Raw genomic sequence first — 13,449 nt, 5'->3', positions numbered from 1 at the left:
TCTCGGTGCAGCCGCTGATCGACTCTGCCCACACGTCCGACGGGCCGGGCCGGGGTGAGGCCGGCGACGGGAGCGCGCCCGGAACCCGGGCCCCGGTCGTGCCGGCCCGGCTGCTGGCGCTGGCCGCCCACCGCTGGTTCTGGCCGGTGGCCCTGCTGCTCGGGTACGGCGGGCAGGTGGCGTTCCGCCTGGTGCTGTCGGTGCACAACTACTTCCCGTCGGTGCACGCCGACGAGGACTCCTACCTGGTGATCGCGCGGGTGCTGGCCGGCCGGCCGACCACCGAGATGCCGGTCGGCGTGGTGATCCCCGGCGGGTACCCGCTGCTGATCTCGCCGGCGCTGCGGATCGCCGACAGCCCGGCCATGGCGTACCACCTGATCATGGGCATCAACGCGCTGCTCAACGCGCTGGTGTTCCCGCTCGCCGTGGCGGCGGCGCGCCGGGTGGGCCTGTCCCGGCCGCAGGCGTACCTGGTGGGCACCGCCGTGGCGCTGGTGCCGCCGGTGGTCTTCTACTCCCAGTTCGTCATGTCGGACACCGTGCTCCCGGTGCTCCTGCTGGCCTGGCTGCTGGCGATGCACGGCTGGCTGTCGCCCGGCCCGGCGCGCCGCCGGGCGCTGTACGCGGTGGGCACGGGCCTGGCGGCCGGCTACACCATGGCCACCCACGACCGCGGCGGCGTGGTGGTGGCGCTGACCGCGCTGGTCCTGCTGGTGGTGCTGGCGACCGGCTGGGCGCCCCGGCTCGCCTCGCTGGCCGGCGTCGGCGCGCTCGCGGTGTCCTACCTGGGCGCCAAGCTGCTGGCCGGCTTCGTCGAGGGCCAGTTCAAGGACGTGCCGCCGAGCACCGTCGGCAACAAGGTCTTCGAGAACCTCGAGAACAGCGACTACCTCGGCACGATCATCGCCCGCACCTTCGGGCAGCTGTGGTACTTCATGGTCTCCACGTACGGCTTCGGGGCGATCGCCCTCGTGCTGTGCGTGGTGGTCGTGTTCCGGCGCCGCCACCCGGTGGCCGAGCGGGTGGTGGCCTTCGCCATGGTGGCCCTGCTGCTCGGCACCGCGCTGGCCTCCGCGGCCGGCCTGGCGGACAACGACCGCACCGACAACTGGGTGTACGCCCGGTACTGCGCGGTCCTGGTGCCGCTGTTCCTGGTGGTCGGCCTGGCCGCGCTGTGGAAGGCCGGGGTCCGGGCGCTGCTGTGGCTGGCGCTGGTCGGCACGGCGGCGATCGGGATCATCCAGCTGTCGGTCGGCGCGTACGCGGGCGCCGCGCTCAAGCTCTGGGTCAGCCCCTGGACGGTGCCGGACGCGATGTTCCTGGCCTCGACCTGGGAGGGCCTGCACATGGCCCGGACGACCTTCGGCGCGCTGGCGGTGCTGGCCGCGTGCCTGCTGCTGCGGGTGGCCGGCGGGCGCCGGGTGGTCGCCGCGGTGGTGGGCTGCGTGACGCTGTTCGCCGCCTACGCGACGGTCGCCGTCACCGACAACGTCGCCGAGCCGCACACCAAGGAGCGCAAGTACCAGGCCGTCGGCGTGGCCAAGGAGGCCGGCCTGCGCAAGGGCGACAACGTCGTCCTGGACATGGACCTCGACTGGGACACCCGGATGTCGATGGCCTACGAGGTCTACTGGGGCCGGGTCTGGAGCGACGACCTGAAGGACGGCTCCACCCCGCCGGAGAAGGCCACCGCGTACCTGGCGGCGACGGCCTCCGCCAAGGACGCCCCGCCGGAGGCCAGCTGGCCGGACCCGAAGCCCGGCTGGCACGTCGCGAAGTACAACAAGAGCCGCGGCTGGGTGCTCTGGCGCAAGGGCTGACCTGGGTCGTCACCCCGTCGGGGCCGGTGAGGAGCGCCTCACCGGCCCCGATTGGCATCCGGGCTGCTCCATGTGGCAGTATGTCCAAGTTGCTCGGTTGAGTGCCGATGCTGCGCGCCTCCCGCCGGGAGGACCGGAAGCGAGTCCCATGTACTCGTCGTTCCCGTGATGGCCGTCAAGCGTGAGTTCTACGCCACGGCAGCTGCGGGGCGAAAGTACGGGAATCTTCCGGGAAGCGTGTGCGGGGCCTCGACCCGGCACCCCCCACCCCGAAAGTTCGAAACCGACGAAGTGCTTCGCCGGTTTTTTGCAAGCGCGAGTGCGACACGCCCGAGCGCGGGGGTCGGAGGGGGAGTCGTGCAGTGACTAAGGACAAAGGACTACTGAGTAGCCATGGCGGGACAGAAGATCCGCATCCGGCTCAAGGCCTACGACCACGAGGTCATCGACTCCTCGGCGAAGAAGATCGTCGAGACGGTGATTCGTACTGGTGCGCAGGTCGCGGGCCCGGTGCCGCTGCCCACTGAGAAGAACGTGTACTGCGTCATCCGCTCGCCGCACAAGTACAAGGACTCGCGCGAGCACTTCGAGATGCGTACTCACAAGCGTCTGATCGACATCCTCGACCCCACGCCGAAGACGGTTGACTCGCTGATGCGTCTCGACCTGCCGGCTGGCGTCGACATCGAGATCAAGCTCTGAGAGGCGCACCGAAGATGGCTAAGCAGATTAAGGGCATCCTGGGCGAGAAGCTCGGCATGACCCAGGTCTGGGACGAGAACAACCGGGTCGTCCCGGTGACCGTCGTCAAGGCTGGGCCGAATGTCGTGACCCAGGTCCACACCGCCGACAGCCCGGCCGGCTACGACGCCGTCCAGATCGGCTTCGGCGAGATCGACCCCCGCAAGGTGAACAAGCCCCTCGCGGGCCACTTCGCCAAGGCCGGTGTCACCCCGCGCCGCCACCTGGTCGAGCTCCGTACCTCGGACGCCTCCGAGTACACCCTGGGCCAGGAGATCACCGCCGAGCTGTTCGAGGCGGGTGTCAAGGTCGACGTGACCGGCACCTCCAAGGGCAAGGGCTTCGCCGGTGTCATGAAGCGTCACAACTTCAAGGGTCTCGGCGCCGGTCACGGCACCCAGCGCAAGCACCGCTCGCCCGGTTCCATCGGTGGCTGCGCCACCCCGGGCCGTGTGTTCAAGGGCCTGCGCATGGCTGGTCGGATGGGCCACGAGCGTGTGACCACCCAGAACCTGACCGTGCACGCGGTCGACGCGGAGAAGGGTCTGCTGCTCATCAAGGGCGCCGTCCCGGGCCCGAACGGCGGCCTCGTCCTCGTCCGCACCGCGGCGAAGGGGCTGTGAAGGATATGAGCACCATTGACATCCTGTCGCCGGCTGGCGACAAGACCGGCAGCATCGAGCTGCCGGCCGAGATCTTCGACGCGAAGGTCAGCGTTCCGCTGATGCACCAGGTCGTCGTGGCGCAGCTCGCTGCGGCCCGTCAGGGCACCCACAAGACCAAGACTCGTGGCGAGGTCCGCGGTGGCGGCAAGAAGCCGTACCGCCAGAAGGGCACCGGCCGCGCCCGTCAGGGCTCGACCCGTGCGCCGCAGTTCGCCGGCGGTGGCGTCGTGCACGGTCCCGTGCCGCGCGACTACTCGCAGCGGACCCCGAAGAAGATGATCGCCGCCGCCCTGCGCGGTGCGCTCACCGACCGGGCCCGCCACAACCGCATTCACGTCGTCACCGGCGTGACCGCGACCGAGGCGCCGTCGACCAAGGCCGCCAAGAGCCTGTTCGGCAAGATCACCGAGCGCAAGAACGTCCTCCTGGTCGTCGAGCGCGAGGACGAGCTGGGCCTGAAGTCCGCTCGCAACCTGCCGCACGTGCACATCCTGGACGCCGGTCAGCTGAACACCTACGACGTGCTCGTCTCCGACGATGTGGTCTTCACCCAGGCCGCCTTCGAGCGTTTCGTGGCCGGTCCGGCCGCGTCCGCCAAGGCCGTTGCCGCTGAGGGCGAGCTCGAAGGGAGCGCCGCCTGATGAGCGACGTTACGAGCAAGACGTTCACGGACCCCCGTGACGTCCTGGTGAAGCCGGTCATCTCGGAGAAGAGCTACTCGCTCCTCGACGAGAACAAGTACACGTTCATCGTGTCGCCGGGCGCCAACAAGACCCAGATCAAGCAGGCCGTCGAGGCGGTCTTCTCGGTCAAGGTCGAGGCTGTCAACACGATCAACCGTCAGGGCAAGCGCAAGCGCTCCAAGACGGGCTTTGGCAAGCGCAAGGACACCAAGCGCGCCATCGTGACGCTGGCCGAGGGCAACCGCATCGACATCTTCGGTGGTCCGGTCTCCTGAATCAGGAGATCGTGATCGTCGATTAGGACGAGGACGAGAGAGCCAAATGGGCATCCGCAAGTACAAGCCGACTACGCCGGGCCGTCGCGGCTCCAGCGTGGCCGACTTCGTAGAAATCACGCGGTCCACCCCGGAGAAGTCGCTGGTTCGCCCCCTGCACAGCAAGGGCGGCCGCAACAACGCCGGTCGTGTCACCGCTCGCCACCAGGGTGGCGGTCACAAGCGCGCCTACCGCGTGATCGACTTCCGTCGTCACGACAAGGACGGCGTGCCGGCCAAGGTCGCTCACATCGAGTACGACCCGAACCGCACCGCGCGCATCGCGCTCCTGCACTACGCGGACGGCGAGAAGCGCTACATCATCGCGCCGCGCGGCATCGCGCAGGGTGACCGGATCGAGAACGGCGCTGGCGCCGACATCAAGCCGGGCAACAACCTGCCGCTGCGCAACATCCCGGTCGGTACCACCATCCACGCGGTGGAGCTGCGTCCCGGCGGCGGTGCCAAGCTGGCCCGCTCGGCCGGCTCCGGCATCCAGCTGCTGGCGCGTGAGGGCAAGATGGCGCACCTGCGCATGCCCTCCGGTGAGATCCGCCTGGTCGACGCGCGCTGCCGCGCCACCGTCGGCGAGGTCGGCAACGCCGAGCAGTCGAACATCAACTGGGGCAAGGCCGGCCGTATGCGCTGGAAGGGCGTCCGCCCGACCGTGCGTGGTGTGGCCATGAACCCGATCGACCACCCGCACGGTGGTGGTGAGGGTAAGACCTCCGGTGGTCGCCACCCGGTCTCGCCGTGGGGTAAGCCCGAGGGCCGTACCCGTCGCCCGAACAAGGCGTCGGACAAGCTCATCGTGCGCCGCCGCAAGACCAACAAGAAGCGCTAGGAGCAGGTCAGATGCCGCGCAGTCTCAAGAAGGGCCCCTTCATCGACGGCCACCTCATCAAGAAGGTGGACGCTCAGAACGAGGCGGGTACTCAGAACGTCATCAAGACCTGGTCCCGTCGTTCCGTGATCTCCCCGAGCATGCTCGGTCACACGATCGCGGTTCACGATGGCCGCAAGCACGTCCCGGTGTTCGTCACCGAGTCGATGGTCGGCCACAAGCTCGGCGAGTTCGCTCCGACCCGCACCTTCCGTGGCCACGTGAAGGAAGACCGGAAGTCGAAGCGCCGCTAACTAGCCCATCTGTGGCCTTTGGCCACGGGCTGAGCTTGCGCGCCACAAAGACTCAATGACTTACTCCATTAAGGGGACAACCATGGAAGCCAGGGCACAGGCGCGGTACATCCGCGTGACGCCCATGAAGGCCCGCCGCGTGGTGGACCTCATCCGTGGCATGAATGCCACGGAGGCCCAGGCCGTCCTGCGTTTCGCTCCGCAGGCCGCCACCGTGCCGGTCGGCAAGGTGCTCGACAGCGCCATTGCCAACGCCGCGCACAACTACAACCACTCCAACGTGGACGACCTCTACATCTCCGAGGCGTACGTTGACGAGGGCCCGACCCTGAAGCGGTTCCGTCCGCGTGCCCAGGGCCGCGCCTACCGGATCCGCAAGCGGACCAGCCACATCACCGTGGTCGTCAGCAGCAAGGAAGGGACCCGGTAATGGGCCAGAAGGTTAACCCGCACGGGTTCCGCCTCGGCATCAGCACGGACTTCAAGTCCCGCTGGTACGCCGACAAGCTGTACAAGGACTACGTCAAGGAAGACGTCGCCATTCGTCGCATGATGACGAAGGGCATGGAGCGCGCCGGCATCTCCAAGGTCGAGATCGAGCGCACCCGCGACCGCGTCCGCGTCGACATCCACACCGCTCGCCCCGGCATCGTCATCGGTCGCCGTGGCACCGAGGCCGACCGCATCCGCGGCGACCTCGAGAAGCTGACCGGCAAGCAGGTCCAGCTGAACATCCTCGAGGTCAAGAACCCCGAGCTGGACGCCCAGCTCGTGGCTCAGGGCGTCGCGGAGCAGCTGTCCTCGCGCGTCTCCTTCCGCCGTGCCATGCGCAAGTCGATGCAGGGCACCATGAAGTCCGGCGCCAAGGGCATCAAGGTCCAGTGCTCCGGTCGTCTCGGCGGCGCCGAGATGAGCCGTTCGGAGTTCTACCGCGAGGGTCGCGTGCCGCTGCACACCCTGCGTGCGAACGTCGACTACGGCTTCTTCGAGGCCAAGACCACCTTCGGCCGCATCGGCGTGAAGGTCTGGATCTACAAGGGCGACGTCAAGAACATCGCCGAGGTCCGCGCTGAGAACGCCGCTGCCCGCTCGGGCAACCGCCCGGCCCGTCCCGAGGGTGGTCGTCCCGCCCGCGGTGGCGACCGCCGTGGTGGCGAGCGCGGTGGCCGCGGCCGTCGTCCCGCCGCTGCCGAGGCCCCCGCGGCCCCGGCCGTCGAGGCTCCGGCTGCCGAGAACACCGGAACGGAGGCCTGACCCCAATGCTGATCCCCCGTAGGGTCAAGCACCGCAAGCAGCACCACCCCAAGCGCGGTGGCGCTTCCAAGGGTGGCACCGAGCTGGCGTTCGGCCAGTACGGCATCCAGGCCGTGACCCCGGCCTACGTGACGAACCGGCAGATCGAGTCCGCTCGTATCGCGATCACCCGTCACATCCGTCGTGGCGGCAAGGTCTGGATCAACATCTACCCGGACCGCCCGCTCACCAAGAAGCCGGCCGAGACCCGCATGGGTTCCGGTAAGGGTTCGCCGGAGTGGTGGATCGCGAACGTGCACCCGGGTCGGGTCATGTTCGAGCTGTCGTACCCGAACGAGAAGATTGCGCGCGAGGCGCTCACCCGTGCCGCGCACAAGCTTCCGATGAAGTGCCGGATCGTCCGGCGCGAGGACGGTGAAAGCTGATGTCGGCCGCTACCAAGGCTGCTGAGCTTCGTCAGCTGGACAACGAGGCCCTCGTTGCCAAGCTCCGCGAGGCCAAGGAGGAGCTGTTCAACCTCCGCTTCCAGGCGGCGACCGGGCAGCTCGACAACCACGGCCGGCTCAAGCTGGTCCGTAAGGACATCGCGCGGATCTACACCCTGATGCGCGAGCGCGAGCTGGGCATCGAGACGGTGGAGAACGCCTGATGACTGAGAACACCAACGAGACGCGCGGTTTCCGCAAGACCCGTGAGGGTCTCGTCGTCAGCGACAAGATGGACAAGACCGTCGTCGTCGCCGTCGAGGACCGCGTCAAGCACGCTCTGTACGGCAAGGTCATCCGCCGTACGAACAAGCTGAAGGCGCACGACGAGCAGAACGCGTGCGGCGTGGGCGACCGGGTCCTCCTCGCGGAGACCCGCCCGCTGTCCGCGACGAAGCGCTGGCGCGTCGTCGAGATCCTCGAGAAGGCCAAGTAACGAAGCCGATGTGGTACGGCCGTATGTGCAGCGGGTCCCCCAGGGGCGCCGATGTGAGCAGCGGCCGGCCCGTCGACTCTCGTTGACGATCAGGAGAAAGCTGTGATCCAGCAGGAGTCGCGACTGCGTGTTGCCGACAACACTGGTGCCAAGGAGATCCTTTGCATCCGTGTTCTCGGTGGCTCCGGTCGCCGCTACGCCGGAATCGGGGACGTCATCGTCGCGACCGTCAAGGACGCGATCCCCGGTGGCTCGGTGAAGAAGGGTGACGTGGTCAAGGCCGTCGTCGTCCGTACCGTGAAGGAGCGCCGTCGTCCGGACGGTTCCTACATCCGGTTCGACGAGAACGCCGCCGTCGTCCTCAAGAACACCGAGGGTGACCCCCGCGGTACCCGCATCTTCGGCCCGGTGGGCCGCGAGCTGCGCGACAAGAAGTTCATGAAGATCATCTCGCTGGCGCCGGAGGTGCTCTGACCCATGGCGAACAGCATGAAGATCAAGAAGGGTGACCTGGTTCAGGTCATCACCGGCAAGGACAAGGGCAAGCAGGGCAAGGTCATCCAGGCCCTGCCGGCTGAGAACAAGGTCCTCGTCGAGGGTGTCAACCGGGTCAAGAAGCACACCAAGCCGGGTCCGGGTACCCAGGGTGGCATCGTGACCGTCGAGGCCCCGGTGCACGTCTCCAACGTCCAGCTGGTCGTGGAGAAGGACGGCAAGAAGGTCGTCACCCGCGTCGGCTACCGCTTCGACGACCAGGGCAACAAGATCCGCGTTGCCAAGCGAACCGGTGAGGACATCTGATGTCTGAGACGTCTGTTGAGAAGGTGGCCCCCCGTCTCAAGGAGCGTTACAACTCCGAGATCAAGGGCCAGCTGAACGAGCAGTTCAAGTACGAGAACGTCATGCTGATCCCCGGCCTGGTCAAGGTCGTGGTCAACATGGGTGTCGGCGAGGCTGCCCGTGACAGCAAGCTGATCGAGGGCGCGATCCGCGACCTGACCGCCATCACCGGTCAGAAGCCGGCCGTGACCAAGGCTCGCAAGTCCATCGCGCAGTTCAAGCTGCGCGAGGGCCAGCCGATCGGCACCCACGTCACCCTCCGCGGTGACCGCATGTGGGAGTTCCTGGACCGTCTGGTGTCGCTGGCCCTGCCGCGTATCCGTGACTTCCGTGGTCTCTCCCCGAAGCAGTTCGACGGCCGTGGCAACTACACCTTCGGTCTGACCGAGCAGGTTATGTTCCACGAGATCGACCAGGACAAGGTCGACCGTCAGCGCGGTATGGACATCACCGTCGTGACCACCGCTCAGACCGACGACGAGGGCCGGGCGCTGCTGCGCGCTCTGGGCTTCCCGTTCAAGGAGGCGTGAGCCAATGGCGAAGAAGTCCCTCATCGCGAAGTCCGAGCGCAAGCCGAAGTTCGGCGTCCGGGCCTACACCCGGTGCCAGCGCTGCGGCCGTCCGCACTCGGTGTACCGCAAGTTCGGCCTGTGCCGTGTCTGCCTCCGTGAGATGGCGCACCGCGGCGAGCTGCCGGGCGTGACCAAGAGCTCCTGGTAGTCCAGGCGCCCTAGGCACGCAGCGACGCAGAGGTGCCCGATCCCACAGCGGCCCGTTTTGGGTCTGCCGTACGGATTCCCGTAAGGTAGTGGGGTCGGGCCCCCTGCCGCGGCTTCCCCATGGACGTCCGTGGCCCTTTCCGGAGGGCTCGCACCCAGTCTTACTACGTCGCAGGTCCCCTGCGCTTGTGCCCCTGACGAACTCGGAAGAGTCCGGCAGGGGGACCTGGCGCGGAGAAACCACGGCGAGAGAGGCCTGAGGCCATCATGACCATGACCGACCCCATCGCAGACATGCTCACGCGTCTGCGTAACGCGAACTCGGCGTACCACGACTCTGTCGCGATGCCGTCGAGCAAGATCAAGGCGCACGTCGCCGAGATCCTGCAGCAGGAGGGGTACATCTCCTCCTACAAGGTTGAGGAGCCCGCTGAGGGCGAGGTCGGCAAGAAGCTGACCATCGAGCTCAAGTTCGGCCCCAACCGTGAGCGCTCCATCGCCGGCATCAAGCGCATCAGCAAGCCGGGTCTGCGCGTTTACGCAAAGTCCACCAACCTGCCGAAGGTGCTCGGCGGCCTGGGCGTGGCGATCATCTCCACGTCGTCCGGCCTCCTGACCGACAAGCAGGCCGCCAAGAAGGGCGTAGGCGGAGAAGTTCTCGCCTACGTCTGGTAATTCGGGAAACGGAGGTACAGCAATGTCGCGCATTGGACGGCTGCCCATCCAGGTCCCCGCTGGCGTGGACGTCACCATCGATGGCCAGGCGGTCTCGGTGAAGGGCCCGAAGGGCTCGCTCACCCACGTCGTCGCCGAGCCGATCGAGATCGGCAAGGGCGAGGACGGCACCGTGCTCGTCACCCGCCCCAACGACGAGCGTCGCTCGAAGGCCCTGCACGGCCTGACCCGCACGCTGGTGGCGAACATGATCACCGGTGTGACCCAGGGCTACCGCAAGTCGCTGGAGATCAGCGGTGTTGGTTACCGTGTGAACGCGAAGGGCTCCGACATGGAGTTCTCGCTCGGCTACAGCCACCCGATCCTGGTCACCGCGCCGGAGGGCATCTCCTTCGTCGTCGAGTCGCCCACCAAGTTCCACGTGGACGGCATCGACAAGCAGAAGGTCGGCGAGGTCGCCGCGAACATCCGCAAGCTGCGCAAGCCCGACCCGTACAAGGCCAAGGGCGTCAAGTACGCGGGCGAGGTCATCCGCCGCAAGGTCGGAAAGAGTGGTAAGTAAGCGATGAGCGTCTCTGTCAAGATCGGCAAGGGCAACGCCTACAAGAGCGCCGCTCGCAAGCGCCGCGCGATCCGCGTTCGCAAGCGCGTCGTCGGCACCGAGGTGCGTCCGCGTCTCGTCGTGACGCGCTCGAACCGTCACATGGTCGCCCAGGTCATCGACGACGCCAAGGGTCACACCCTGGCGTCGGCGTCCACCCTCGACGTGTCCATCAAGGGCACCGAGGGCGACAAGACCGAGCTGGCCAAGAAGGTCGGGAGCCTGGTCGCCGAGCGCGCCAAGGCCGCCGGCATCGAGTCGGTCGTCTTCGACCGCGCGGGCAACCGGTACGCCGGCCGCATCGCCGCTCTGGCGGACGCGGCCCGCGAGGCCGGGCTCGACTTCTAAGCCGCTCGTCGACTCTGTCGACGGACGTAAACGAGAGAGGTAATTCCAATGGCTGGACCCCAGCGCCGCGAAGGCGGCGCCGGTCGCGGCACGGGTGGCGAGCGGCGCGACCGTAAGCGTGACGGTCAGGGCAACGCCCCGGCTGTCGAGAAGACCGCTTACGTCGAGCGCGTCGTCGCGATCAACCGTGTCGCCAAGGTTGTCAAGGGTGGCCGTCGCTTCAGCTTCACCGCGCTCGTCGTGGTGGGCGATGGCGAGGGCACCGTGGGTGTCGGTTACGGCAAGGCGAAGGAGGTTCCGGCCGCCATCGCCAAGGGTGTTGAGGAGGCCAAGAAGAACTTCTTCAAGGTCCCCCGTATCCAGGGCACCATCCCCCACCCGATCCAGGGTGAGAAGGCCGCCGGCGTCGTGCTCCTGAAGCCCGCCGCCCCCGGTACCGGTGTTATCGCCGGTGGTCCGGTGCGCGCCGTCCTGGAGTGCGCCGGCATCCACGACATCCTGTCGAAGTCGCTCGGCTCGGACAACGCGATCAACATCGTGCACGCCACCGTGGTGGCTCTGAAGGGCCTCGTCCGCCCCGAGGAGATCGCCGCCCGTCGTGGCCTGCCGCTGGAGGACGTGGCCCCCGCCGCTCTGCTGCGGGCGCGTGCTGCTGGGGTGAGCGCCTGATGGCTCGCCTGAAGATCACGCAGACCAAGTCGTACATCGGCAGCAAGCAGAACCACCGTGACACCCTGCGTTCGCTCGGTCTCAAGCGCATGCACGACGTCGTGGTGAAGGAGGACCGTCCCGAGATCCGCGGGATGGCCCACACGGTCCGTCACCTGGTGACGGTTGAGGAGGTGGACTGATCATGGGCGACAACCCGATCAAGATCCACAACCTGCGTCCCGCCCCGGGTGCCAAGACCGACAAGATCCGCGTGGGTCGTGGTGAGGGCTCCAAGGGTAAGACCGCTGGTCGTGGTACCAAGGGCACCAAGGCCCGCTACCAGGTTCCGCAGCGCTTCGAGGGTGGCCAGATGCCGCTCCACATGCGTCTGCCGAAGCTGAAGGGCTTCAAGAACCCGTTCAAGATCACGTTCCAGGTCGTGAACCTGGACAAGCTGGCCGAGCTCTACCCGCAGGGTGGCGAGGTCACGGTCGAGGACCTGGTCGCCAAGGGCGCGGTTCGCAAGAACTCGCTCGTCAAGGTGCTGGGCACCGGCGAGGTCTCGGTCGCCCTCCAGGTGACGGTCGACGCCGTCTCCGGTTCGGCCGCCGAGAAGATCAAGGCCGCCGGCGGTACGGTCACCGAGCTCGTCTGAGCCCGCTGACTCCGGCTCTCGAGCCCCGCACTTCCTCCGGGAGGTGCGGGGCTCGTGCCGTTCCCGGGGAAATCCGGCCGGAAGGCGCTCGTTCTTTTGTGTGGCAAACCCGGGCATCCCGTACCCCGTGAGTGGGGGAGCGGCGGCACGCGCTTCTTCGGAATGGCCGTGCACTGTTAGAGTCCGTGGAGTTCCCTTGTAGGCTGCGCGTAGGCTCGCCTGTGCCGTCTGTACGGGAGCCCGTACCGCAAACTCCCCATTCAGGACCGACCCTCCCGCCGACGACGCGCGGGAGGCGCAGGAGGCACCGTGCTCAGTGCGTTCGCGCGGGCGTTCCAGACGCCCGACCTGCGCAAGAAGCTGCTGTTCACGCTGGGCATCATGGTGCTGTTCCGGCTGGGCTCGCACATCCCGATTCCGGGCGTGAGTTTCACGGCCGTGAACGAGTGCGTGAAGGAGACCAAGAACAGTGGCCTCTTCGGACTCGTCAACCTGTTCAGCGGTGGCGCGCTCCTCCAGCTGACGATCTTCGCCCTCGGCATCATGCCGTACATCACGGCGAGCATCATCCTCCAGCTCCTCACCGTCGTGATCCCGCGACTGGAGATGCTGAAGAAGGAGGGACAGGCCGGCCAGGCCAAGATCACCCAGTACACCCGGTACCTGACCATCGCGCTCGCGGTGCTCCAGGGCACCGGCATCGTGGCGACGGCCTCCAGCGGGGCGCTGTTCTCCGGCTGCCCGCTGGCCAACGAGATCGTCCCGGACACCGGGGTGTTCCGGATCGCCGTCATGGTGCTCACCATGACCGCCGGCACCACCGTCATCATGTGGCTCGGCGAGCTGATCACCGACCGCGGCATCGGCAACGGCATGTCGCTGCTGATCTTCACCTCGATCGCCGCCCAGTTCCCGTCCTCGATGTGGGCGATCAAGCAGTCCGGCACCATCGGCGACGGCTGGGTCGAGTTCCTCTCCGTGGTCGCGGTCGGCGTCATCGTCGTGATGCTGGTCATCTTCGTCGAGCAGGCCCAGCGCCGGATCCCGGTCCAGTACGCGAAGCGGATGATCGGCCGCCGGGCGTTCGGCGGCACCTCGACCTACATCCCGCTCAAGGTGAACCAGGCCGGTGTCATCCCGGTCATCTTCGCCTCGTCGCTGCTGTACATCCCGGCCCTGGTGGTCCAGCTGACCAACAGCCAGGCGGGCTGGGCCACCTGGATCCGGACGAACTTCGTCAAGGGTGACCACCCGATCTACATGGCCACCTACTTCCTGCTGATCGTCTTCTTCGCCTTCTTCTACGTCGCCATCTCCTTCAACCCCGAAGAAGTTGCCGACAACATGAAGAAGTATGGTGGGTTCATCCCGGGCATCCGGGCCGGCCGGCCGACGGCCGAGTACCTGAACTACGTGCTGACC

General features: G+C 67.2%; 23 protein-coding genes. All 23 read left to right on the top strand.

Annotation, left to right across the window (positions count from 1 at the left end; translation table 11 throughout):
- Nucleotides 1–5 precede the first annotated feature (5 nt).
- Entirely contained in the window at nucleotides 6–1,823 is a 1,818-nt protein-coding gene (locus ABZW03_RS07135) for a hypothetical protein (protein ID WP_355253414.1), read from the top strand.
- 393 nt (nucleotides 1,824–2,216) lie between these two features.
- Nucleotides 2,217–2,525: a 30S ribosomal protein S10 gene (gene rpsJ, locus ABZW03_RS07130; protein ID WP_012785157.1), complete on the top strand. Its 309-nt coding sequence runs from the start codon at nucleotides 2,217–2,219 to the stop codon at nucleotides 2,523–2,525.
- 14 nt (nucleotides 2,526–2,539) lie between these two features.
- Nucleotides 2,540–3,187 carry a 50S ribosomal protein L3 gene (gene rplC / locus ABZW03_RS07125; RefSeq protein WP_031063055.1) on the top strand — a complete coding sequence of 216 codons (648 nt, stop codon included), beginning with the start codon at nucleotides 2,540–2,542 and terminating at the stop codon, nucleotides 3,185–3,187.
- 5 nt (nucleotides 3,188–3,192) lie between these two features.
- Nucleotides 3,193–3,870 carry a 50S ribosomal protein L4 gene (gene rplD / locus ABZW03_RS07120; protein WP_097237486.1) on the top strand — a complete coding sequence of 226 codons (678 nt, stop codon included), beginning with the start codon at nucleotides 3,193–3,195 and terminating at the stop codon, nucleotides 3,868–3,870.
- Nucleotides 3,870–4,187, top strand: a complete 318-nt coding sequence (rplW, locus tag ABZW03_RS07115; protein WP_030280768.1) for a 50S ribosomal protein L23 — start codon at nucleotides 3,870–3,872, stop codon at nucleotides 4,185–4,187. Before rplD ends, rplW begins: the two co-directional genes overlap by 1 nt.
- A 46-nt stretch (nucleotides 4,188–4,233) precedes the next feature.
- Nucleotides 4,234–5,070 (top strand): 50S ribosomal protein L2, encoded by an 837-nt coding sequence (rplB, locus tag ABZW03_RS07110; protein ID WP_030232466.1) that lies wholly within the window; start codon nucleotides 4,234–4,236, stop codon nucleotides 5,068–5,070.
- A gap of 11 nt (nucleotides 5,071–5,081) precedes the next feature.
- Nucleotides 5,082–5,363, top strand: a complete 282-nt coding sequence (gene rpsS, locus ABZW03_RS07105; RefSeq protein ID WP_030280772.1) for a 30S ribosomal protein S19 — start codon at nucleotides 5,082–5,084, stop codon at nucleotides 5,361–5,363.
- 82 nt (nucleotides 5,364–5,445) lie between these two features.
- On the top strand, nucleotides 5,446–5,793 hold the full coding sequence (gene rplV / locus ABZW03_RS07100; protein WP_030280773.1) for a 50S ribosomal protein L22: 348 nt from the start codon (nucleotides 5,446–5,448) through the stop codon (nucleotides 5,791–5,793).
- Nucleotides 5,793–6,617, top strand: coding sequence for a 30S ribosomal protein S3 (gene rpsC / locus ABZW03_RS07095; RefSeq protein WP_355253411.1), 825 nt, complete (start codon nucleotides 5,793–5,795; stop codon nucleotides 6,615–6,617). Before rplV ends, rpsC begins: the two co-directional genes overlap by 1 nt.
- 5 nt (nucleotides 6,618–6,622) lie before the next feature.
- Nucleotides 6,623–7,042 (top strand): 50S ribosomal protein L16, encoded by a 420-nt coding sequence (rplP, locus tag ABZW03_RS07090; protein WP_355253409.1) that lies wholly within the window; start codon nucleotides 6,623–6,625, stop codon nucleotides 7,040–7,042.
- Nucleotides 7,042–7,266 carry a 50S ribosomal protein L29 gene (rpmC, locus tag ABZW03_RS07085; protein ID WP_031063040.1) on the top strand — a complete coding sequence of 75 codons (225 nt, stop codon included), beginning with the start codon at nucleotides 7,042–7,044 and terminating at the stop codon, nucleotides 7,264–7,266. The genes rplP and rpmC overlap by 1 nt, the downstream gene beginning before the upstream one ends.
- A complete protein-coding gene (rpsQ, locus tag ABZW03_RS07080; RefSeq protein WP_030280777.1) occupies nucleotides 7,266–7,538 on the top strand; it encodes a 30S ribosomal protein S17 in 273 nt (90 codons plus the stop codon). The genes rpmC and rpsQ overlap by 1 nt, the downstream gene beginning before the upstream one ends.
- A gap of 102 nt (nucleotides 7,539–7,640) precedes the next feature.
- Nucleotides 7,641–8,012 (top strand): 50S ribosomal protein L14, encoded by a 372-nt coding sequence (rplN, locus tag ABZW03_RS07075; RefSeq protein WP_196949334.1) that lies wholly within the window; start codon nucleotides 7,641–7,643, stop codon nucleotides 8,010–8,012.
- A 15-nt stretch (nucleotides 8,013–8,027) separates the two neighbouring features.
- A complete protein-coding gene (gene rplX, locus ABZW03_RS07070) occupies nucleotides 8,028–8,339 on the top strand; it encodes a 50S ribosomal protein L24 (protein WP_270151185.1) in 312 nt (103 codons plus the stop codon).
- Complete coding sequence (gene rplE, locus ABZW03_RS07065; protein WP_355253407.1) at nucleotides 8,339–8,908, top strand: 50S ribosomal protein L5; 570 nt, start codon at nucleotides 8,339–8,341, stop codon at nucleotides 8,906–8,908. Before rplX ends, rplE begins: the two co-directional genes overlap by 1 nt.
- Before the next feature lie 4 nt (nucleotides 8,909–8,912).
- Nucleotides 8,913–9,098: a type Z 30S ribosomal protein S14 gene (locus ABZW03_RS07060; protein ID WP_030055830.1), complete on the top strand. Its 186-nt coding sequence runs from the start codon at nucleotides 8,913–8,915 to the stop codon at nucleotides 9,096–9,098.
- A 266-nt stretch (nucleotides 9,099–9,364) separates the two neighbouring features.
- On the top strand, nucleotides 9,365–9,772 hold the full coding sequence (gene rpsH, locus ABZW03_RS07055) for a 30S ribosomal protein S8 (protein WP_207810340.1): 408 nt from the start codon (nucleotides 9,365–9,367) through the stop codon (nucleotides 9,770–9,772).
- A gap of 22 nt (nucleotides 9,773–9,794) precedes the next feature.
- Complete coding sequence (rplF, locus tag ABZW03_RS07050) at nucleotides 9,795–10,334, top strand: 50S ribosomal protein L6 (protein ID WP_355253404.1); 540 nt, start codon at nucleotides 9,795–9,797, stop codon at nucleotides 10,332–10,334.
- A gap of 3 nt (nucleotides 10,335–10,337) precedes the next feature.
- On the top strand, nucleotides 10,338–10,721 hold the full coding sequence (gene rplR, locus ABZW03_RS07045) for a 50S ribosomal protein L18 (RefSeq protein ID WP_031063032.1): 384 nt from the start codon (nucleotides 10,338–10,340) through the stop codon (nucleotides 10,719–10,721).
- Nucleotides 10,722–10,769: 48 nt separating this feature from the next.
- Nucleotides 10,770–11,390: a 30S ribosomal protein S5 gene (rpsE, locus tag ABZW03_RS07040; RefSeq protein ID WP_316523510.1), complete on the top strand. Its 621-nt coding sequence runs from the start codon at nucleotides 10,770–10,772 to the stop codon at nucleotides 11,388–11,390.
- The gene (rpmD, locus tag ABZW03_RS07035) at nucleotides 11,390–11,572 is read left to right on the top strand and encodes a 50S ribosomal protein L30 (protein WP_030055835.1); all 183 of its coding nucleotides are present in this window, start codon (nucleotides 11,390–11,392) and stop codon (nucleotides 11,570–11,572) included. The genes rpsE and rpmD overlap by 1 nt, the downstream gene beginning before the upstream one ends.
- Complete coding sequence (rplO, locus tag ABZW03_RS07030; RefSeq protein WP_094742972.1) at nucleotides 11,572–12,027, top strand: 50S ribosomal protein L15; 456 nt, start codon at nucleotides 11,572–11,574, stop codon at nucleotides 12,025–12,027. Before rpmD ends, rplO begins: the two co-directional genes overlap by 1 nt.
- Nucleotides 12,028–12,336: 309 nt before the next feature.
- Nucleotides 12,337–13,449: preprotein translocase subunit SecY (gene secY / locus ABZW03_RS07025; RefSeq protein WP_355253401.1), on the top strand; the 1,113-nt coding region annotated here is incomplete at its 3' end.

The organism is Kitasatospora sp. NPDC004799 (assembly GCF_040609095.1).
Classification (GTDB): Bacteria; Actinomycetota; Actinomycetes; order Streptomycetales; family Streptomycetaceae; genus Kitasatospora.
Note: the sequence above shows the minus strand (reverse complement) of the source record. Positions and strands in the feature narration are given on the sequence as shown.